General features: G+C 59.4%; 17 protein-coding genes. 3 read left to right on the forward strand and 14 right to left on the reverse strand.

Annotated features, from left to right (window positions below; translation table 11 throughout):
• Position 1: 1 nt before the first annotated feature.
• From tssJ to tssA, 14 genes are all read right to left on the reverse strand, one after another.
• Entirely contained in the window at positions 2 to 502 is a 501-nt protein-coding gene (gene tssJ / locus CAG25_RS01650; protein WP_011336587.1) for a type VI secretion system lipoprotein TssJ, read from the reverse strand.
• Positions 503 to 507: 5 nt separating this feature from the next.
• Positions 508 to 1,701: a type VI secretion system-associated FHA domain protein TagH gene (gene tagH / locus CAG25_RS01655; protein WP_085612405.1), complete on the reverse strand. Its 1,194-nt coding sequence runs from the start codon at positions 1,699 to 1,701 to the stop codon at positions 508 to 510.
• Between the two features lie 18 nt (positions 1,702 to 1,719).
• On the reverse strand, positions 1,720 to 1,860 hold the full coding sequence (locus tag CAG25_RS01660) for a hypothetical protein (RefSeq protein ID WP_003229566.1): 141 nt from the start codon (positions 1,858 to 1,860) through the stop codon (positions 1,720 to 1,722).
• A 93-nt stretch (positions 1,861 to 1,953) separates the two neighbouring features.
• The gene (locus CAG25_RS01665; RefSeq protein WP_085612406.1) at positions 1,954 to 3,480 is read right to left on the reverse strand and encodes a sigma-54-dependent Fis family transcriptional regulator; all 1,527 of its coding nucleotides are present in this window, start codon (positions 3,478 to 3,480) and stop codon (positions 1,954 to 1,956) included.
• A gap of 10 nt (positions 3,481 to 3,490) precedes the next feature.
• A complete protein-coding gene (gene tssH / locus CAG25_RS01670; protein WP_085612407.1) occupies positions 3,491 to 6,148 on the reverse strand; it encodes a type VI secretion system ATPase TssH in 2,658 nt (885 codons plus the stop codon).
• A gap of 11 nt (positions 6,149 to 6,159) precedes the next feature.
• A complete protein-coding gene (tssG, locus tag CAG25_RS01675) occupies positions 6,160 to 7,167 on the reverse strand; it encodes a type VI secretion system baseplate subunit TssG (protein WP_085612408.1) in 1,008 nt (335 codons plus the stop codon).
• Positions 7,131 to 8,918, reverse strand: a complete 1,788-nt coding sequence (tssF, locus tag CAG25_RS01680) for a type VI secretion system baseplate subunit TssF (RefSeq protein ID WP_039765144.1) — start codon at positions 8,916 to 8,918, stop codon at positions 7,131 to 7,133. The genes tssG and tssF overlap by 37 nt, the downstream gene beginning before the upstream one ends.
• A gap of 61 nt (positions 8,919 to 8,979) precedes the next feature.
• A complete protein-coding gene (locus CAG25_RS01685) occupies positions 8,980 to 9,393 on the reverse strand; it encodes a hypothetical protein (protein WP_085612409.1) in 414 nt (137 codons plus the stop codon).
• Positions 9,393 to 10,331 (reverse strand): DUF6402 family protein, encoded by a 939-nt coding sequence (locus CAG25_RS01690; protein WP_085612410.1) that lies wholly within the window; start codon positions 10,329 to 10,331, stop codon positions 9,393 to 9,395. The genes CAG25_RS01685 and CAG25_RS01690 overlap by 1 nt, the downstream gene beginning before the upstream one ends.
• Before the next feature lie 59 nt (positions 10,332 to 10,390).
• Positions 10,391 to 10,915, reverse strand: a complete 525-nt coding sequence (locus tag CAG25_RS01695) for a PAAR domain-containing protein (protein ID WP_085612411.1) — start codon at positions 10,913 to 10,915, stop codon at positions 10,391 to 10,393.
• Between the two features lie 11 nt (positions 10,916 to 10,926).
• On the reverse strand, positions 10,927 to 11,334 hold the full coding sequence (gene tssE, locus CAG25_RS01700; protein ID WP_039765135.1) for a type VI secretion system baseplate subunit TssE: 408 nt from the start codon (positions 11,332 to 11,334) through the stop codon (positions 10,927 to 10,929).
• A gap of 9 nt (positions 11,335 to 11,343) precedes the next feature.
• Positions 11,344 to 12,819 carry a type VI secretion system contractile sheath large subunit gene (gene tssC, locus CAG25_RS01705; RefSeq protein WP_011336600.1) on the reverse strand — a complete coding sequence of 492 codons (1,476 nt, stop codon included), beginning with the start codon at positions 12,817 to 12,819 and terminating at the stop codon, positions 11,344 to 11,346.
• A gap of 28 nt (positions 12,820 to 12,847) precedes the next feature.
• A complete protein-coding gene (gene tssB / locus CAG25_RS01710; RefSeq protein ID WP_003229587.1) occupies positions 12,848 to 13,351 on the reverse strand; it encodes a type VI secretion system contractile sheath small subunit in 504 nt (167 codons plus the stop codon).
• Between the two features lie 32 nt (positions 13,352 to 13,383).
• Positions 13,384 to 14,946, reverse strand: coding sequence for a type VI secretion system protein TssA (gene tssA / locus CAG25_RS01715; protein WP_085612412.1), 1,563 nt, complete (start codon positions 14,944 to 14,946; stop codon positions 13,384 to 13,386).
• 715 nt (positions 14,947 to 15,661) lie between these two features.
• On the opposite strand from tssA, the gene tssI reads away from it, so the two are divergent.
• The 3 genes from tssI (at position 15,662) to CAG25_RS01730 (ending at position 20,191) form a co-directional block, all read left to right on the forward strand.
• Complete coding sequence (gene tssI, locus CAG25_RS01720) at positions 15,662 to 19,003, forward strand: type VI secretion system tip protein TssI/VgrG (RefSeq protein ID WP_085612413.1); 3,342 nt, start codon at positions 15,662 to 15,664, stop codon at positions 19,001 to 19,003.
• Between the two features lie 10 nt (positions 19,004 to 19,013).
• Positions 19,014 to 19,685: a DUF2931 family protein gene (locus CAG25_RS01725; RefSeq protein ID WP_371857696.1), complete on the forward strand. Its 672-nt coding sequence runs from the start codon at positions 19,014 to 19,016 to the stop codon at positions 19,683 to 19,685.
• A 257-nt stretch (positions 19,686 to 19,942) separates the two neighbouring features.
• Positions 19,943 to 20,191 carry a hypothetical protein gene (locus CAG25_RS01730; protein WP_178076481.1) on the forward strand — a complete coding sequence of 83 codons (249 nt, stop codon included), beginning with the start codon at positions 19,943 to 19,945 and terminating at the stop codon, positions 20,189 to 20,191.
• Positions 20,192 to 20,193: the final 2 nt, after the last annotated feature.

The raw sequence follows: 20,193 nt of genomic DNA on the forward strand, positions 1-20,193 counted from the left end.
ATCAGTCATCCGCCTTGGCGAGCACTTCGTTGGTCTTGCGGATACCGGCCTGATCCAGGGTCAGATCGGCTTCGGTGACTTCCAGCGGTGTGATCGGGAACGTGTGGCGCCATTTGGTTTCCGGCAGGTCGCGGTACGCGGCGAGGATACCGATGAAGCGGCTGCCCTCCTCCACGCTGAGCTTCAGTTCCACGGTTTCACCCGGGCGCAGTTCGAGTTCTTCGCTGGCCACCAGATCCGGGTTGAGGGATTCCTTGGCGCGCTCGTAGAGGCTGAAGAAATCGGCGTTCTCGAAGGTCACCGGGTGCTTGAGCTCGAACAGGCGCACCACGATCGGCGACGGACGACCATTGAGATCCGGGTTCAGCTGATCGCTGCCGGTCAGCTTCAGGTTGATCTTGGTCACTTTCGAATACGGCGACAGCGACGAACAACCGGCGAGCAGCACCAACAGGGTGAGCGCGGTCAGCGTCTTGAAAAAAGCGGTCGAGCGGCGAGACATGCGCATCATCCTTGGTGGTCGGTGTGGAGGGTGGAGATCAGGCGGATCTGTTCTTCGTAGGCCTGGGCGAAGTCTCGAGCCAGCAGGCGCTCGCTCCAGTCGTCGTCCTGACGCAGCGCATGGTGGTAACGGTTGAACGCTCTCCAACGCCCGCCGGCGGTGGCGAGCAACGGCTTGTTGTCGCGCTCGAAACGCAGGGTCAACTGCTCCGGCGAGAAGTGCTCCAGAGTGCCGCGCACCGCCGCGCGGCTGGCGGTCAGCAGCGCCACCTGATGCGCCTGCAAATCGCGGAACGCCCGGGAGATCGCCTGCTCGGCCGGCAAATGGCCCGGCTTGTGCGGTTGCAACAGGATGTCCAGCGCTTCGCTCGGATCGACGGCGAATTTCAGCGGATTCTTGTTGGTGCCTTGTACGGTGGTCTGGGCCAGACGCAGTTCGTTTTTCAGCTCCGAACGGGTGCGCAGGCTCTGTTGCAGACCGCCGATGCTCTGGCGCAGCAGACGTGCAGCGTTCAGCGCAAGCGCTTCACGCTCGTCGTGGCTGAGGTTCTTCACGTTCACGCCAAGGGCCGCGCCGAATTTATCCCAGAAGGTTTCGCTCTGACGCTCCACCGCTTTCGGTGCCGGTGCGGGCTCAGGCGTGGGCTCGACGATCAGCTCCGGCACCATCAGGCTTTCCATGTCGATGCGCGCGTAGTCGGCGCGCTGACGGGAGTCTTCAGGGTCGGTCACCGGTGCGAGCATTTCCTCGAATTCCGAGTACACGCGCTCTTGCTGCTCCAGCGACTTCAGCGGGTCGAGGTCGAGGAACGCGTCGTCCGGAATGATGCTGCCGGCGGCACGCGGCAGGCCGACTTCACCGTCGAACGTCGCCGGGTCGCGCACCAGTCGTGCGCGAATCTCGAAGTCGCCCAGCACGTAGGTGCTGCCGTGCTCGATGCGCACCGGTTCGCCCTTGTGCAGGCGTGCGCCGCTGTCGCCGTCCTGCACACCGTTGCTGCTGGTGTCGGTCAGGAAAAACGTGCCCTCACGATAGCTGACAATCGCGTGGTGATTGGACAAGTGACGCTTGCGGTCAGGGATGATCCAGTCGCAGTCCTCGCCCCGCCCGATCACGCCACCGGCCTGTTTGAAGGTCCGCTGGCACAGCTCGGTGGGCACGAACTGCTTGGTGTTCAGCATTTCGAAAACCAATTCCATGTTTGATGCTCCTTGCGGTCACTTGCCGCGATTGACCGCCTGCGGATCACCCAACGGGCGGTAATCGTTATCGTTGAATTTGTAATTGCCGCTGCAACCGCCGAGGCCGCATAGAACGACGAGGGTCAGCAGGACAGCGTGCCAGTGACGAACAGACATCAGAGGGTCTCCAGGTGTAGACAAAGCACAAAGCGCCGACCCTCGCGGGCGGCGCTGAAATAGGTGTTCGAGGTGAATCCGACGGACTTTCGCCTACCCATCGAAATCACCCAGATTGATGTTCAAGCGGCCGAGCCGGTACAGCAGCGTGCGGCGCGGCAAGCCCAGTTCGCGGGCGGCGAGCGTCTGGTTGCCGTCGTTCTTGCGCAGGCAATCGAGCAACAGATTGCGTTCGACCGCTTCCAGTCGTTCACGCAGATTGAGGCCGCAGTGGTCTTCCGGCACCGGCGCCGATTCCAGGCGCAGCGAGAAATGTTCGGCCAGCAACTCGCCGCCCTCGCACAACAGCACCGCCCGCTCGACCAGGCCTTTGAGTTCACGCACGTTGCCGGGGAAGGTGTAACCGGAAAGGTGTTCCAGCGCTGCGTCCGACCAGCGCACCGGGTCACGTTGCAGGAAAGTGCAGGCCTTGTCAGCAAAGTGCTTGGCCAGGTCGAGGATGTCGCCTTCGCGCTGACGCAGGGCCGGCAATTCGATCGGGAATTGCGCGAGACGGTAGTACAGGTCCTCGCGGAATTTACCTTCGCTGACCAGCACCGACAGATCGCGGTGCGTCGCAGCGATGATGCGCACGTCGATCTTGTGAGTGTCGTTAGAACCCAGCGGACGGATCTCGCCTTCCTGCAATACGCGCAGCAACTTGGCTTGCAGCGACAGCGGCATATCGCCGATTTCATCGAGCAACAGAGTGCCGCCGTTGGCCGCGTCGAACAGCCCGGCGCGGTCGCGATCGGCACCGGTGAACGCACCCTTGCGGTAGCCGAACAGCTCGCTTTCCAACAGGTTTTCCGGGAACGCCGCGCAGTTCTGCACGATGAACGCCTGGGACCGGCGCGGGCCGCAATCGTGGATCGCCCGCGCGACCACTTCCTTGCCGGTGCCGGTCTCGCCACGCAACAGCACGGTGTACGGGCTGTGCAGGACTTTGCTGATCAGCGAGTAGGTCTGGCGCATCGCCGCGCTCTTGCCGATCAGGCCATAGCCGCTGGCACTCGGCAGGCTGCGCACGACCGGCGCGGCCGCATCCACTGGCTGGCGCAGACGCTGCAGCAAGTGCAGTTGACCAAGCACGAACGAGCCAAGCTGGCCGAGGGAATCGGCAAACCCTTGCAGGTTGATGTGGCGACGGCTGGCGCACAGCAACAGGCCTTCGACGGCCTTCTGCTGATTGACCAGCGGCACGCACAACAGCGACTGCCACGGCGTGGACGACGCCGGCAGAAAACTGGTTTCGTGCAAGCTGCCGCCCAGGTCGTCGAAGCACACCACGCGGTTCTGGCACAGGGCGAACTGCAACAGTTGCTCGCCGTTGTAGTCGGCCGGCAGGCTCGCCGCGCTGCGCGGTTGCAGCACGCCGTCGAGGCATTCGGCGTTCATCCCCAGCGACGTGTGCGTGGCATCCAGCAGATACAGCTGGGTCAGTTCGCACCCGCTCAGCCCGGCCAGGCCGCGCACGAAGTCACCCAGCAGCGCAGCACCGTCCGCCGCGCGCGACAGGCTGGCGAACTGCGCCAGCAAGGCTTCGGCATAGAGCAGTGGCTGCGGCACTTGAGTGAACATCACACTCACCTCAGGCGAACTCGCAGGTCACGCTGGCTTCACCGTCGAGCGTCGCATGCACGCGCTTGAGGCTTTCACCGGTGGCCATGGCGTCGAGCAAACGGTCGGCCACCAGCGGCAGCACGTGCTGATCGAGCAAGTGGTCGATCAGGCGTGCACCGCTTTCGCTTTGCGTGCAGCGCTCGGACAGGTGATCGACGAGGTTCTGGCACCAGGTGAAATCCAGCTGGCGACGGTTCAGACGCTCGCCCAGACGGCCGAGCTTGATCTCGATCAGCTCGCGCAGCACCGGGCCGCCGACCGGGTAGTACGGCACCACTTTCATCCGCGCCAGCAGCGCCGGTTTGAAGTGTTTGCTGAGCACCGGGCGAATGGTTTCTTCCAGCACTTCGGCGGTCGGACGCGCGCCGTCTTCGCAGAGGTCGCTGATCTTGTCGCTGCCCAGGTTCGAGGTCATCAGGATCAGCGTATTGCGGAAGTCGATCTCGCGCCCTTCGCCGTCGTTGGCCACGCCTTTGTCGAAGATTTGGTAGAACAGGTTGAGCACGTCCGGGTCGGCTTTCTCGACTTCATCGAGCAGCACCACCGAGTACGGCTTTTGGCGCACGGCTTCGGTGAGCATGCCGCCCTCGCCGTAACCAACGTAGCCTGGCGGTGCACCGATCAGGCGGGAAACGGTGTGCTTCTCCTGGAACTCGGACATGTTGATGGTGGTGATGAAACGGTCGCCGCCGTACAGCAGGTCGGCGAGCGCCAGGGCGGTTTCGGTCTTGCCGACGCCGCTCGGGCCGACCAGCAGGAACACGCCGACCGGTGCATCAGGCTTGTTCAGGCCGGCAGCGGTGGCGCGCATCGAGCGATCCAGTGCATGCACGGCTTGTTCCTGACCACGGATGCGGGTGCGCAGGTCGGTGGCGAAGCTTGCGACTTTGGCGTTGTGTTCGCGGGCCAGTTGCGCCAGCGGCACGCCGGTCCAGGCGCTGATCACTTCAGCCACCAGACGCGGGCAGACTTCGAAGCTGACCAGACGCTCCTTGACCTGAGCGGCGGTCAGGGCGCTGTGGGTTTCGTTGAGTTGTGCTTCCAGCGCTTCGACGCTTTGGCCTTCTTCAACCTCAGCAGCAACGGTTTCGATCACCGTGCCTTCGGCGTCTTCTTCAACGGTGACCACCGGCTCGACCGCAGCGGCTTCACGGGCCTTGGCCAGTTGCTGGCGCAGTTCCAGCAGACGCTCGGCCAGTTGTTTCTGCTCGGTCCACTGGGTTTCCAGTGCGACCCTTTCCGCTTCGGCTTCGTCCAGACGCGCTTCCAGTGCCTCCAGCGCTTCGTGGTCGATCAGCAGACCGGCTTCGGCATCGCGACGCAGGGCCTGACGCTGACGACCGCCTTCAGCCAGTTCGCCACGCAGGCGCTCCAGGCTTTCCGGGGCGGCGGCGAGACTGATGCGAACACGGGCGCACGCGGTGTCGAGCACATCGACAGCCTTGTCCGGCAGTTGCCGACCGGCCAGGTAACGGGCGGACAGTTCCGCCGCGGAAACCACTGCGTCATCGCGCAGGTAGATGCCGTGGCTCTTTTCGTAGACCTGAGCCAGGCCACGCAGGATGGTGACGGCTTCGCTCACGGTCGGTTCGTGCAGTTGAACCGGTTGGAAGCGACGGGCCAGCGCCGGGTCTTTCTCGAAGTATTTCTTGTACTCGGCCCAGGTGGTCGCGGCGATGGTGCGCAGTTCGCCACGAGCCAGTGCCGGCTTCAGCAGGTTGGCCGCGTCGGAACCGCCGGCATTGCCGCCCGCACCGATCAGAGTGTGGGCCTCGTCGATGAACAGGATGATCGGCTTCGGCGAGGCTTTGACCTCGTCGATCACGCCTTTCAGACGACGCTCGAATTCACCTTTGACGCTGGCGCCAGCCTGCAACAGGCCCATGTCCAGCGACAGCAGCTCGACGCCCTTGAGCACCTGCGGCACTTCACCGGCAGCGATGCGCGAGGCCAGGCCTTCGACGATGGCGGTTTTACCGACACCGGCTTCACCGACCACGATCGGGTTGTTCTTGCGGCGACGGGCGAGGATGTCGACCATCTGGCGGATCGCGCCATCACGGCACAGCACCGGGTCGAGTTTGCCGTCGCGGGCCTGTTGGGTCAGGTTGTGGGTGAAGCGCTCCAGCAACGACTCGCCTTGAGCGGCCGGTTTGCCGTTGGCCGCTGCCTGAGGCTGTTGCGACAGGGCAAACTCCTTCAGGCGATCGATGTTCAGTTTGGCGAGCAACGGCTGGTAGCGGCTGCCGGCGTAGCGCATCGGGTTGCGCAGCAGCGCGAGGATCAGCGCCGCGTCTTCGACCGAGGTCTGGCCCAGCTCAAGGTTGGCCACCAGCAGCGCGTCTTGCAGCCACTGCACCAGTTCCGGGGCGAACACCGGGTTGCGCGAAGCGCTGTGCTCGACCCGCGATTGCAGGGCGGCGCTCAGTTCGCCGGCATCAACGTCGGCATCCTGCAGCGCACGGGAGAGCAGACCGTTCGGGCGCTCCAGCAGGCCGAGCAGCAAGTCTTCGACCAGAATCTTGCTGCCGCCACGGGCCACGCAGCGCTCGGCCGAACGCTCCAGATCGCGACGGGTTTCGGCGTCCAGCGCCTGGATGAGTTGTTGCAGGTCTACGTTGATCATGGCTCACGTCCTTAATGAATTTTGCTGCCCAGGGTCACCACGCCGTCTGCTTTCTCGCAGCCCAGCCAACTGGTCCACCCCAGGCGACAGTCGTTCTTCTCACCAATGCGCAGTTCGCGGATTTCTTCCGGGCGCAGCACCAGGCGAATGTCGTAATCGAGCGGGTCACGCAGGGTGAACCGCACCAGCGCGCAGAGCGGCTGGTAACCGAAACCGATGGGCAGGAATTCGTGGAAGCGTTCCCAGTCGAGTTCGGTGATGTGAATGCGGAATTTGCCGCTGCGATCGCGCACGCGTTCGCCCAGCACCAGGTCTTCACCGAGCAGGCTGTTGGCGAAGCCGAGGCGGTTGCGCTGCTCTTCGAGGATCTCCACGCGGCGCTCGATGCACTGCTCGATGACCAGGTCTTCGTGCTTGAAGTAGTAACGCAGCACCGCTTCGATCAGCGCCGCCGAGTGCGCCCGCAGACTGAGCAGGCCGAGGTACGGCAGCAGGCGTTTCCAGTTCAGTTCCTTGGCCTTGCGGATCTCGTCGCCGCCGAGGCCGATCAGGGCGAACAGCTGTGACGAGAACGGGTCGACCGCGCCGCTCTGGAAGCTCGCGCGGTAACGGTATTTGCGCCAGATCGGCAGCATCAGCCGTTGCAGGCGATGGTGGAACAGGTCGAGGAAGTTGCGCGTCGGGTTGCCGTCTTCGCTGTCGCCCAAGGCCTGCTCGCCATAGAACGCCGGCAACGGTGAACCGGAACCGACCAGACCGATCAGGTTGAACCGCAGGCGCGCGCGCATCTGCCCGTGCTCTTCGAAAAACTCCACGCGATCGACGTCGCTGCGCGGAAATCCGAGGCTCGGGTTGGCCTGGAATTCCAGCTGGTCGTACAAATCGTCTTCGCTCAGGTACGGGTGCGCATCGCGCAGCCGGTCGATCACCAGCAGCACGGCCTGAAACAGCGAGTACTCGCGTATTACCTTCGTCAGCCCGCTTAAAGCAGGGGCTGCAGGCCCATACGTGGTGTCCATTGGTACACCTCTCCCTGTGTGCTTTTTACCCGCAGCTCATGGAATGAATTGAGACTGGCGTAAAGCGCGAAAAACTCGTTGAGAACCGAGGCGAAGACGAACAGGTCGCCCTCACCGATATACCCTTCCGGGTCGATGGTCAGTTCGGTGCGCAGACCGCGTACCGGCAGACCCCGGTGCAAGCGGTCCACGTGGTGATGCTTGATGTGCTTGAGGCCGCCGAGCAGGCGTTTGCTGACCTTCTCCGCGTGCTGGTCGTAGTAGCGCGGCAGGTCGTAGGTTTCGAGAATCACCTTCAGTGCATTGACGTCGGCCAGCGACAGATAGTTAAGCGACATGTTGCTGATCAGCTTCCACAGGAAGTCACGGTTCAGCGGCGGCGCGAAACTGGAAGTGGCCGGGGTGATGTTGCGGAAACTCAGGAACTCCGGGGTCTCTTCGCAGGCCATGCAGATCTGCCCGAGCTTGAGTTTGCGCGGCAGGTTCTGGTTGGTGCAGACCAGCTCGATCGACAGGGTTTCATGGGCTTCGGTGTGGCGGATGCCGAAGCTCAGGTAGGTGTCGAGGCCGTCGTGCAACAGCGACGAACGCTGGCGGATGCTGTAATGCGGACGGCTGTTGGGCACGTCGAAACTCGGGTCGTGCTCGAAGGATTCGAACGGCACGTACTCCTGATAACCGAGGCCGCCGGGTTTCCAGCCGGTTACGGTTTCCACCGAGAACACGCCGCAGTTTTCCAGATCGTATTCAGCCGGCAGCAGCAGGTATTCGTCCTGTTTGCCGTCGAGGCGGATCGGCAGTGCGTCGTGCTTGAACAGATTGACGATCGGCGTGCAGAACAGCTTCACGTTATCCAGGGTCGGACGCATGCGCATGATGCCGCTCTTGCGGATGTCGAAGCGCAATTCCAGGCCGCGCATCTGCTTGAGCGTGTCTTCCGGCAGCGCCTTGAGAATGTCCAGACCGTGGACATCGACAAACAGGAACTTGTCCTGGAAGGCGAAGTATTCCTGCAGATAGCGATAGCCGCGGAAGGTGTTCAGCGGATACGGGATCAACGCTTCTTCTTCGGCAAAGCCCACTGGTTTGACCCGGTCACCCGGAATCTTGAACGCCATCGGCTTGCCGCTCACGCCATCGATAGGCTTGCCGGCGCCGTCAAGCGGGATCAGTTCGATGCCCTCGAGGTTGCGCAGCAGGCTCAGGTAGAGCATCTGGCTGATATAGCGCTCGCCGGCAAAGTGCAGGCGCAGCTTGCTCAGCTCCAGCTCGCCGAGGTGGCCGTCGGCACTCATCTCAAGACGCAGGCTGAGCAGCGAACCGTCACCCTTCACCGAGTAGTTCAGTGCGGCCAGATCCAGTGCCATGACTTCGGTCGGGTAGCAGGTGCGGAAGCGGCAGCGCACGTCTTCGATCGGCACGCTCTCGATCGGCGTGTCACGCTCGACCTTCAGCGCCGGCCCGGAACGCTTGAGCGGATCGAACTGCAGAATGCTGAACGCCGGCAGCGGACGCATGTAGTTCGGCCACAGCAATTGCATCAGCGAATGGCTGAGCTCCGGCAGCTCGTCATCGAGTTTCTGGCGCAGCCGCCCGGTCAGAAACGCAAAGCCTTCCAGCAACCGCTCCACATCCGGATCCCGCCCGGCCTGCCCCAGGAACGGCGCCAGCGCCGGGCTACGCTCGGCGAAACGGCGGCCCAGTTGGCGCAGTGCGGTGAGTTCGCTTTGGTAGTAGTGGTTAAAGGACACGGGTTACCTGCCTGGTAGTGGAACTCATGAAAAAAACAGTGCTTTATAACGAACGCTGAGTTCAATCATTCCCAATGACTTCATAAGGGGTATTGCTGATAAAACGGTTGAGCCAATGCGTTTTCCATTCCGGCATGCGAATGCCGAAGTGCTGATCACGCTTGTAGAAATCAATCCAGACAATGCCCACAACCCCTGCGTCTTCGTGAGAGCGCATGTCCACTGAGCTACGGTCATACAAAGGAGAGCGAAATACTGCATTCGAATCTCTTTTGTCGGTAATTCGCAAGTAAGCCAGGTCATCAAAAGGTACGAGAGGGCCTCTGACGGAAACATTTTCAATAAGATAGTTCCCTGACTCACTAAGTACAGAACTGCTGGCTTCGCGCTCCAGCATACTTTTCAAGGAAATAATAAAAACACTGATCGCAACAATCAGGAAAAGGAGTACCCATGCATGCCTTCTGATTCGCATCAACTTCTCACCAGCTCAATGGAAACAGGAGCGATACTTTCGTAAAAAATATCGGAAAAAAGCTTGAAGTCCCCACCTTTACCGTGAAGCTTTCTGTATTCCACAAAATGTTTGTTTTGAATAAAGAAAAATCGCTTGTTAGCCATTTCCACAAACCGCTTTTCTGACGTTTCACTCATCCCAAAAATGGATGACTGCATAATCCCGGCGGTTTCTTGATCAATCGCTATATTCTGCGCGTTGGCCTCGACAACTCCGGCGACACCATCGAAATTCCAGTACCCGAGCGGCTGACTGATGAAGTCGTCACCGTCATTAAAGTCATAGTTGTCTTCGACGTAATAGCCCAAGCGGTCTGCAACAAACACGATTTTTTTGTCAAAGACGTTTACAACGCCTTCGGCGATAACGCGCATGTTGAAATTCGCCAATGCCCCACGCAACTCGTCCAGCTCACCGCCACCCATCTGACTGAACGTAACGGCGCGTGAGTTGAAGTAGCCAAACTTCTCGGCTGCACGCCCCTTGCCATTGAACTTTACTGGATAACAACCAGGCCCGGACTTGCCAAACGCCCGCAAGATATTTGTCTTGATTTCAGGCATGGCTTTTTCGTTATTCCATGCCCCTTTCAACTCTTGTCGAGTATCACTGGGCTTCTTGAACTTAAGCACCCAGTCCATCTTGACTATATCTTCCTCAATATATTGTTCAGGCATTGGCCGGGTGTGTTCTTTCTCCTCTTTCTCCATCCCGCCACTGGCATTTTTCCAGGGTTCACCTTTAAACCAATGGCGCATTAGTGCTGCAGCCACTGGCCACTTCATCTTGTCCATCGCAGCTGGGATATCGCTCACTTTGAAATGGCGCACGACGGTAGACTTTCCAGTTTTATTGCTCGCCGGAGTCAAACTAGATGCCACTACTGTGTCTGCCATTTCAGAATCCTCAACTCACACCAGAATCAAAAGTTCATTTCCAGAAACCAGCCTGGCGTTCAGCCAATCATTACTTCTGTTTGCTGCTCAATCACCAACTCCAGGGCTTCAGCTTGATCTGAAGAAATTTTCTGGGTCTTGCCATCGGCACCGGTAACACCGTTGATGATTTTTCCTGAAGCGGTTTTCAGCGTGTATGCAACGCCAGCCAGTGGTTTCCCGCTGTCCTGACAATTGATTACGAAGTGCTCGTTGAACGGCCACTGAATCTCCACCGGCAACGGCGGCACAAACGGCGCCGGCGAATGCGAATTGCCGATAATCACCGTCCCGGATCCAGCCGTGACTTTATTGCCATGAGATCCAACCGAACCGACCGTGGCGGCCGGTTTGCCGTTGATCAGAACCGTGGTCGCCAGATCGCCGACCAACGCACCACCACACGCGGAGGCATCGCCTTCGCGGGCGGCCGCGAGGCCGTCGAAGAACACGTCGCCGGAACCGGCGGCGATCGGGTTGGTGCCGTGGCCGGGGAGCGGGCAAGCGGTGGGGTCGGATACGCGTGCTGCAGGTTTGCCAGACATCGGGGTTCTCCTTAGTTGACCTTCACTTGACCGCTGCCATCCAGGCGCGCGGAGAAACTGACCTGACGCTTGAAACCCTCGACTTCCAGCAGGCCTTCGATGCTGAAGGCCAGGCGGAGCTGATCGTGGTCACGCGGCAGGGAAATGACACGCACGTTGCTCAGGCGCGGCTCGTAGGCTTCGATGAAGCTTTCGATGGCCAGGCGGGCCTGACTCAGGGAGTCGTGCAGGCTCAGGCGCATGTCATTGAGATCGGGCAACCCGTAGTCGGACAGCGTTTGCACGCTGCCGGCCCGGGTGCTGAGCATTTTGGCCAGATGGGCAGCCACCGACGCCATGGCCGAAGCCTCGAGGCTCCTGCCCTTGCGTAGTTCCGCGTCGCCGTTGAGGCGTTCGAAAAGGCTGCCGTATCCGTCCATGAGTCGCTCTTACTCTTTGTCCAGCTTGCCAACCAGCGACAGGGTGAAATCGGCACCCATGTACTTGAAGTGCGGACGCACGTTCAGGCTGACGCGGTACCAGCCCGGCTCGCCTTCAACGTCGCTGACGATCACTTGCGCAGCGCGCAGCGGACGACGGCCACGCACTTCGGCACTCGGGTTTTCCTGGTCGGCCACGTACTGGCGGATCCACTTGTTCAGTTCCAGCTCGAGGTCGGTACGCTCTTTCCACGAACCGAGTTGCTCGCGCTGCAGCACTTTCAGGTAGTGAGCCAGGCGGTTGACGATCATCATGTACGGCAGTTGGGTGCCGAGTTTGTAGTTCAGCTCTGCAGCCTTGCCTTCTGCGCTGATGCCGAAGAACTTCGGCTTCTGCACGGAGCTTGCGGAGAAGAACGCCGCGTTGTCGGAGCCTTTACGCATGGTCAGGGAGATGAAGCCTTCCTCGGCCAGTTCGTATTCACGACGGTCGGAAACCAGAACCTCGGTAGGAATCTTGGTTTCGATTTCGCCCATGCTTTCGAAGTGGTGCAGAGGCAGGTCTTCAACCGCGCCGCCGCTCTGTGGGCCGATGATGTTCGGGCACCAGCGGAATTTGGCGAAGCTGTCGGTCAGCTTGGTGCCGAACGCGTAAGCGGTGTTGCCCCACAGGTAGTGCTCGTGGCTGTTGGCAACGTTTTCCTTGTACACGAACGATTTGACCGGGTTTTCTTCCGGGTCGTACGGGTTACGCAGCAGGAAACGCGGCACGGTCAGACCAACGTAGCGGGAGTCTTCCGAGGTACGGAAGCTCTGCCATTTGGCGAATTGCGGGCCTTCGAAGTGATCTTTCAGATCCTTCAGGTCCGGCAGACCGGTGAAGCTTTCCAGGCCGAAGAATTTCGGGCCGGCGGCGGCGATGAACGGTGCGTGGGACATGCAGGCTACGCTGGACACGTACTGCATCAGCTTCACGTCCGGCGAGCTTGGGGACATGTAGTAGTTGGCAATGATCGCGCCAACCGGCTGACCACCGAACTGGCCGTATTCAGCGGTGTAGATGTGCTTGTACAGGCCCGACTGCATGACTTCCGGCGAGTCTTCGAAATCGTCCAGCAGGTCTTCTTTGGAGACGTTGAGGATTTCGATCTTGATGTTTTCGCGGAAGTTGGTGCGGTCGACCAGCAGTTGCAGGCCACGCCACGACGATTCCAGGGCCTGGAAGTCCGGGTGGTGCAGGATTTCGTCCATCTGACGGCTGAGCTTGGCATCGATCTCGGCGATCATGCGGTCAACCATGGCTTTCTTGACCGGCTCACCGTTGTTCTGCGGCTTGAGCAGCTCTTCGATGAACGCCGACACACCGCGCTTGGCGATGTCGTAGGCTTCGTCGTCCGGCGTCAGGCGGGTTTCGGCGATGATGCTGTCGAGGATGCTGTATTCGCCGTTTTCTGCGGCGTTCTGTTGTGCTGCGCTAGTGCTCATTGTGTTGGCTTCCTTGGCTGCTGGAGTCTCAAGCGTCCGGAGCTGCGGCGTTCAGGCCCAGCTCACCGAGTACGCGACCGCGGGATTCATCGTCGGCGAGCACGCCTTCGATGGCTTTACGGAACGCAGGTGCGTTACCCAGCGGGCCTTTGAGGGCCACCAGCGCGTCGCGCAGTTCCATCAGTTTTTTCAGCTCGGGCACTTGCTCGACCAGACTGGCCGGGTTGAAGTCCTTCATGGAGTTGACGCGCAGTTGCACAGCCAGCTCGTCGGCCTCGCCATCTTCCTGCAGACGGTTCGGCACGCTCAGCGTCAGACCCAGCTCTTGCTTGGCCAGCACTTCGTCGAAGGTCATCTTGTCGATGCTGATCGGCTTGCGATCCTCGATCTTGCGATCGTCCTTGCGGTGGGTGTAGTCACCGATTGCCAGCAGCTTCAGCGGCAGTTCAATCTCTTCCTGAGCACCGCCGGTGGCGGGTTTGAAGGTGACGTTGATGCGTTCCTTGGGGGCTACCGAGCCTTCTTTGGCCATGGCTTTTCTCCTTGCGGTTGTGGCCCTGGGGCCTATTCGAGTACCACTTCGAGGTCGAGGTGGCACAGCCTGCGATAAATCTCTTCCTTGCGTTCACGTACGGCATGGTTCTGCGGTAACAACTCGCAGCAACTGTGCAGCAGGTGCAGCACTTCCAATGCAAGATCGGGCTCCCAGGCGTGCAGGCCTGAGTCCTGTAATGTCTGATCGAGGGTTTCGAGCTGGTTCTTGGCCAGCTCGTATTTCTTGGCCAGGAAACACAGCCGCGCGAGGGCGAACTGCCAGAAGAAGCGTTCGCGGCCGCCGTGCGCCGATTGCAGCCCCTGCTTGAGGATCTGCACCGCGGGCTTGAGGCCTTCCTTGCGCAGGATCGGCTGGACTTCTTCGAGGGCCTTTTCCCAGGCCGGCTGGGTTTCGGCGTTCTCGGTCTCGACCTTGCGCGGCGCGCTGGCGCTTTGCAGGTGCGGCATGACGTTGCCGGCGATCCACGCCCGGGTGGACGGATCGGCGAACGGCGCGCCGTCATGGAAACGCAGCTCGATGATGCCGGGCAGGCGTTGAATCAAAAGCGCGAAGTGGATTTCCACTTCGCGCATGGCCAGCTCGGCGTTGAGGTTCTGGAGACATTCCCAGACCATCCTCTGGCCATCGAACCAGAACGGCGCCTTCGCCAGGCTCGCCTCCAGTTCCACCAGCAGGTCGGCGTATTTGCCCTGATCGAAACGGTCCTGATACTGCTTGAGCTTGTCCACCGGCAACCCGCGCAGCACGGTGATCTGCTCGGCATTGCGCTCGGGCACCGCGTCGATCGTCATCCACAGCAAAGTGCGGTTGAGGCGCAGCGCGCGCAGGTCGGTGGCTTTCTGCTTGAGCCACCAGGCGCACAGCGGGCGGGCGCTTTCCTGCTGCGCGCGCAGGGCCTTGTGGGCTTCTTTCTCGTTGTCGATCGGCGCGCCGGGTGCCAGCAACTGGCTGGCGGCCTGCTTGACCTGCGCCACCGCCGCGCCCACCACGCCGGGTGCCGGCTGGTTGTCGGCGGCGCGCTGGATCATGGTTTTCAGACGACGGGAGAGCGGCAGCAGCAGCGGCGCATCATCGCCCAGATGCTCGGTGCAGGCGGCGTCGAGACCGGACAGATGCTCGGACAACTGCCGGAACATCGGCAGCTGTTCCTTGATCGCGATGTTCTCGGTGATGACCTGCTCAAGACGCGGCACCAGCCAGCCGATGGCGGCGGCCCGGGTGCGGGGTTTGAGCGGGTGAACCTCGGCCCAGTGGTTTTCCGACAAATGGTGCAGAAAACCGAGGCCGGCCAGCAGGCCGGGGAAGGATTCACGCTGGTACAGCGACCAGGTCAGCCAGGCGCCGACACGTAAATCCTTGGATTGGGTACGCAGGAGGTTTTCACTGTTTTCGCGAATTTTCAGCCAGTCGATCTGCCCGCTTTCGTGCATCGACGAGGCTTTGGCCAGCTCGCTTTCCAGGGCCTCGAATTCGCTCGAGAAACGAACGTCTTCGCCCGCAAAATTCTCTTTGGAAACAGAGACTTTAGCGAGTTCGAGGTAATGGGCGGAAAGTTTGCTTGAGTAGGACATCCATGGCCTTTATCAGGATTACGGTCGTGCGCCTATTGGAGTTGCAGCGGCGCGGGACAGTATCGAAGAGCAGTCGGAAGACTCATCCAATTGAGTGTTTGCTCTTTCAAGTGCGCGCATCGTAATCACTATGATGGCCACTAGCAAGCATCCGTTTAAACAACAAGACGAACTGTTCATTGGGCGGTGTAGGAGATCGCCCTATATGTGACAGGGGTTTCCCTGATGTCCCTTTATATTTCACTTTTTCGCGTATCCATTCCGAAAGCATTGGTCCAGAGCGGCCGGCACGCGGCATCGAGAACATCTGCACGCTCGTTCCACAAGTAAGCGGCGAAAGCATGACAAACCCCGAAAAAATTTGAAGTAGGACTCTTCCGAAAATACACCGCCATTTATTAACAAATGACTGGCGACAACAGACACCATTAAAAGTGCCATCAATTTGATGGCATTTATATGTTTAATAGTCCTGGATCCTTGCCTGCATAAGACTATTACGCAGGATTCCAATCATTCGCCGTCACTTTCTCACAGCCATTTCCCACAATTTCTACCTTGTTTTACAACCCGGAAAGCTCCGACTTAAACAAGCGATCCTTCTTACATAAATCTGTTTAACACCTTGTTAGCGTGCCGGCCAATGTTCGCGTGCGCTGACCAGGGAGGGTTTCGACATCACGCCGTCTTCCCCTCTCTGCTTAAGGACAAGCGTATGCCTGGAGCTGTCAGTTCTGCGCACTTTGCGTTGCTGATTCCTGCCGTTCGCAACGATTTCAAGGTGCTGGCCTTCGAAGGCACCGAGACCATCAGTACCCTTTACTCCCTCCACATCGAACTGGTCAGTGAAGACGCCGACTTCGATATGGAAGGCTTGCTCAGTCAGCCTGCCTTCCTGCAGTTCGGCCTCAACGGCGAAGGCATTCACGGGCGCATCGAAGATGTGTTGGCGGGTGAGTCGGAAAAACGCCTGACCCGCTATCGCCTGACACTGGTGCCGAGCCTCCACTATTTGCAGTTCAGTCACGATCAACGGATTTACCAGGAGCAGACTGTCCCGCAGATCATCACGCAAACGCTCAAGCGACACGGCATCCTCGCCGATGCGTTCACCTTTCATGTCCAGCCCCTCGCGGCACGGGAGTACTGCACCCAATACGGCGAAAGTGATTTCGAGTTCATTCAGCGCTTGTGTGCCGAGGAGGGCATCGCCTGGCATCACCAGCACTCCGCGCAAGGCCATTTGCTGGTGTTCACCGATGACGCGGTGTTCCTCCCGACTTTGCGCGCCACACCCTATCGCCGGGATAGCGGGATGGTCCCGGAATATACGGTGGTCAGCAGGTTTTCCTTGCGCGCCGCCGCTCGGACAAGCCGGGTCACGCGACGCGACTACGACCTGAGGCGACCGACGCTTTTACTCGAAAGCCGCTTCAGCGCTGAATTCACGCCGACACTTGAGGACTACCGATACCCGCTGCTGCTGGAGAACGAAAAGCGTGGCAAGCAGCTGGCCCGTCAGGCTCTGGAACGCCATCGCGCCGACTATGAAATGGCCGAGGGTCAAAGCAACCAACCGACCCTGCGCTGTGGCCATCTGCTTGAACTGACCGAACACCCTCGCCAGAAATACAACGGTCTGTGGCTGCTGCTCGGTGTCACCCACACCGGACGGCAGCCGCAAGTTCTGGAGGAGTCGGCCAGCAGCGAAACTCAATCGGCGGACGGTTTTACCCAAGGCTATCGCAACACCTTCCGCGCGATTCCTGCCGAAGTAGTGTTCCGCCCGCCACTGCCCGCACGCCGGTCACCGCTGGTCAGCCAGACCGCTCGAGTAACCGGCCCCAAAGGGGAAGAGATCTACTGCGATGAGTTCGGCCGCGTAAAAGTCGAATTCCACTGGGACCGCGCCGAATTCAACAGTGAGCGCAGCAGTTGCTGGGTGCGGGTGGCGTCGAGCTGGGCCGGTAACGGTTTCGGTGCCGTCATCCTCCCTCGCATCGGGATGGAAGTGGTGGTGACCTTCGAGGAAGGTGATCCCGACAAGCCGCTGATTACCGGCTGCGTGATCAACAAGATAACCCCCGCGCCGTACAAGCTTCCCGAGCACAAGACCCGAACCGTGCTGCGCAGTCGCAGCTCGCCTGACACGGGTGGCTACAACGAACTGACGCTTGAAGATCGCGCCGGTCAGGAACTGGTTTACCTGCGCGCCCAGCGCGACATGGAGCGGCAGGTTCTCCATGACAGCCGGCTGGCGGTCGGGCGTGATCGTTGGGAAAGCATCCAGGGCAGTAGCCAGACGACGGCCGGGAAAATCATCACCGTCGAGGCGGGCCAGCAGGTGCAGATCAAGGCCGGCGCCAGCGTAGTGCTGGATGCCGGCGCCAGCATCACGCTGAAGGCGGGCAGTCACCACATCGTGATCGACAGCGGCGGGATCTTCAGCAGTACCGAGATGGTGGCGAGTGGAAAGACGTCCGCCAGCGGAGCCGCTGATCATCCAGAAGCCGCGATGGCGGGTGCCTTGGCCGCAGGACCAGCAACTGCTTCCACTCAAGCAGCGGAGGAAGGAGAACTCGAAGAAGAGGAGGAAGAGGTCGAACTGGAAGACGAGTTACCTGCTGGCATCACCTTGCGGATCGGCGTGTTTTTCGATGGGACGGGGAACAATCTGTTCAACAGCGAACAGGTGAAAGGCTGCTATGCGCGGGATGTGAATCTTGAGGAGGAAGCCGAGGACATTCGACAGTTCTGCCAGATGCATGGTTATGACGGACAGGGCAATGTGCCGGATAACAGTTATGGGAATGATGCGAGCAATGTGGCGAAGTTGTATGGGTTGTATCGCGATGACCAAAACCGGCAACTGACAGAGGGAGAAAAGATTGGATACATCCCGGTCTACCTTGATGGCATCGGTACAAGTGGTAATGAGGACGACTCGGTTTTCTCGCAAATGACCGGCACAGGTGCACAAGGTGTATTGGCGAAGGTTGAACAAAGCCCAACTAGCATCTTTAAAGGAATTCGACTTTTCGAGTTGGCAAACCCGACCCGTAAGGTTGAGTCAGTTGAGTTCGATATCTTCGGCTTCAGCCGCGGCGCCGCTGCCGCGAGACACTTCGCCAATGAAGTGATGAAAGGCGATCAAAACCCGCTGGCGCAGCTATTGCCGGCGGACTCGCCACTCTTCCCTGAAAGCTTTTCTTGGCGGGAAAACACTGATGTCAGCATCAACTTTATAGGCATCTTCGACACAGCTGCCGCCATAGGCAGCATGGCTGACGGCGACTTCAGCGTCCATGACGCCAACAATCCCGGAGTCAACCTGTATCTGGCGCCGGACATTGCGAAGAAAGTCGTGCACCTGGTTGCGCGGGACGAACGCCGCCACAACTTTTCGCTTAACAGCGCCGGAAACGCCGACATTGTGTTGCCGGGCGTCCATTCCGACCTGGGCGGCGGATACTTACCGAATCTTGTCGAACGGGTACTGCTTAGCAAGCCGCGCTGTAGTCGCGACGTGGACTTCAATACCCCTTCGTCTTCGACCAACGCTTATCGATTGGCTGAGCAAGAGCTCGGCAGGCTTCAGGACCAACTGCATTTCTATGGACTGACGCTTCAAGTCAAAACCTGGGCGGTGGAAACGGCCAGCAACGTCAAGGGTGATCGGCGCAAATCAAAAAATGTCTATGCAGCGGTCTACAGCGAACGAGTCGTGCGCAATGACCTGTCCCTGATTTACCTGCGAATCATGCGGGAGTTGGCGACCAGGCACGGGGTCGAGTTCCAGACAATTGATGAAGAAGATCAGAAATACGTGCTACCAGAAGAACTCAAGAGTATCGCTAAGAAACTGATGACTTATGCGTTGGGCGAAACCCGCAGTATCGATCTGAACCTGAACGAGCAAGCGCTACTCGCGCAACGCTACATTCATCTGTCATCCAACTGGAATGCTGCGAAGGGATTCAACGAAACCGGGCTGAACATCCTGTTTATCAATCGCCCCGCCGACAAGTCCGCTCGTGTGGTGCACCCCAATGCGTGAGAACTCGTACATGCTCAAGATTGTCTTCGCTCTGACATTGGCTGTTTTGCTGGGCGGCTGCGCGTTCGCCGACAGAAAATCACTGCCTTACGACGGCTGGATGCTCAGATTTTTTGCTCCCGATTACATGGAGGTCTGGATCGAAACTGCCGACGTTGTGGACGTCAACAAGCGCGTGTTTCGAGGCGCAGCCTTTGGAATTCCGGCCATTTCCTACCCTCGGCCACTCAGTAAAGGTGTACCCACCAAGTTCCGGGGGAAACCAATTGGGTGGCCGGAACATCCCGTAGGCAAAGGCCGATATGTCACGGGCGCCGCACTGCCACGTCTGGTCTACGTGCGCTGGCAATCCATGGCCGAGCCGCAAACCTACGAAGCCTACATAGAGATTCCGGAGTCGGCGCGCCAAGTTATGCTCAAGAGTGAAAAAGCTTTCTGTGGGGCAGACGGCAAATGGATCACGGATTACCGAAACATGGTGATCATTGGCCTTGTGCCCGGCGGCATCGCCAAGGTCTGGCTGGGCGGCCAGTGTCTTCGGTCAACTGAAATCATGCGAGTCCAGGCCACGATCAACCCCAAAGGCCCCTACGATGGGAGGTCCAACGGAAGACATCGACAGCTCCATGAGGAATCCAAGGCCTACATCGAAAAATACGGTATCCCATATAACAGTTGGTGAAGCCCGCAAGAGCCTTCGTCGTCATGTCATCGATACCTCGACAAGCTAGATGCCATCCAGATTAAGAAGCTTTGTACTATTTAACCGTAGCAAGAAAAGGCACCGCATTCATGACAGATCGACTCCATGATAGATCAGGACTTCTCCGCAAATATTGTTGGGTTGTCGTGGTAACTCTCGCGGTAAATATCTCCGTTCGAGCTGAAGGCTGTGTTGGGTTTGGATGCGCAGTAAACGGCGGTCCCCTCGAATTCTCAATGCTGACTGGGATTGGTTTTCTCTACACAACGGTCAGGCCGATCATTACAACCTCAGAGGCCAGTGACGACGGTCCGTCGAAACACTACACCCAGGCCTTGATAGATGATGCTGCAGCGCATCTGGCAACTGACGGCGTTCATGAAGGTCCCATATTGGAGTCTGAATGGCGCGATTACCTGAAACAGTATGGACCTCAGGCAAGCAAGAAAGAGTTTGCCAGGATGGTATTGGCTACCTATGGCTGATC

The sequence above is a fragment of the Pseudomonas sp. B16(2017) genome, assembly GCF_002113205.1.
GTDB lineage: Bacteria > Pseudomonadota > Gammaproteobacteria > Pseudomonadales > Pseudomonadaceae > Aquipseudomonas > Aquipseudomonas pharyngis.

Bases quoted from the DNA above. Each gene is read 5' to 3' on its own strand.
- tssH (WP_085612407.1), bottom strand. From the start codon at position 6,148: ATGATCAACGTAGACCTGCAACAACTCATCCAGGCGCTGGACGCCGAA.
- CAG25_RS01690 (WP_085612410.1), bottom strand. From the start codon at position 10,331: ATGGCAGACACAGTAGTGGCATCTAGTTTGACTCCGGCGAGCAATAAA.
- CAG25_RS01660 (WP_003229566.1), bottom strand. From the start codon at position 1,860: ATGTCTGTTCGTCACTGGCACGCTGTCCTGCTGACCCTCGTCGTTCTA.
- tssB (WP_003229587.1), bottom strand. From the start codon at position 13,351: ATGGCCAAAGAAGGCTCGGTAGCCCCCAAGGAACGCATCAACGTCACC.
- tssC (WP_011336600.1), bottom strand. From the start codon at position 12,819: ATGAGCACTAGCGCAGCACAACAGAACGCCGCAGAAAACGGCGAATAC.
- CAG25_RS01695 (WP_085612411.1), bottom strand. From the start codon at position 10,915: ATGTCTGGCAAACCTGCAGCACGCGTATCCGACCCCACCGCTTGCCCG.
- CAG25_RS01725 (WP_371857696.1), top strand. From the start codon at position 19,014: ATGCTCAAGATTGTCTTCGCTCTGACATTGGCTGTTTTGCTGGGCGGC.
- tssJ (WP_011336587.1), bottom strand. From the start codon at position 502: ATGTCTCGCCGCTCGACCGCTTTTTTCAAGACGCTGACCGCGCTCACC.
- CAG25_RS01730 (WP_178076481.1), top strand. From the start codon at position 19,943: ATGCTGACTGGGATTGGTTTTCTCTACACAACGGTCAGGCCGATCATT.
- tssE (WP_039765135.1), bottom strand. From the start codon at position 11,334: ATGGACGGATACGGCAGCCTTTTCGAACGCCTCAACGGCGACGCGGAA.
- CAG25_RS01665 (WP_085612406.1), bottom strand. From the start codon at position 3,480: ATGTTCACTCAAGTGCCGCAGCCACTGCTCTATGCCGAAGCCTTGCTG.
- tagH (WP_085612405.1), bottom strand. From the start codon at position 1,701: ATGGAATTGGTTTTCGAAATGCTGAACACCAAGCAGTTCGTGCCCACC.
- tssG (WP_085612408.1), bottom strand. From the start codon at position 7,167: ATGGACACCACGTATGGGCCTGCAGCCCCTGCTTTAAGCGGGCTGACG.
- tssI (WP_085612413.1), top strand. From the start codon at position 15,662: ATGCCTGGAGCTGTCAGTTCTGCGCACTTTGCGTTGCTGATTCCTGCC.
- CAG25_RS01685 (WP_085612409.1), bottom strand. From the start codon at position 9,393: ATGCGAATCAGAAGGCATGCATGGGTACTCCTTTTCCTGATTGTTGCG.
- tssA (WP_085612412.1), bottom strand. From the start codon at position 14,946: ATGTCCTACTCAAGCAAACTTTCCGCCCATTACCTCGAACTCGCTAAA.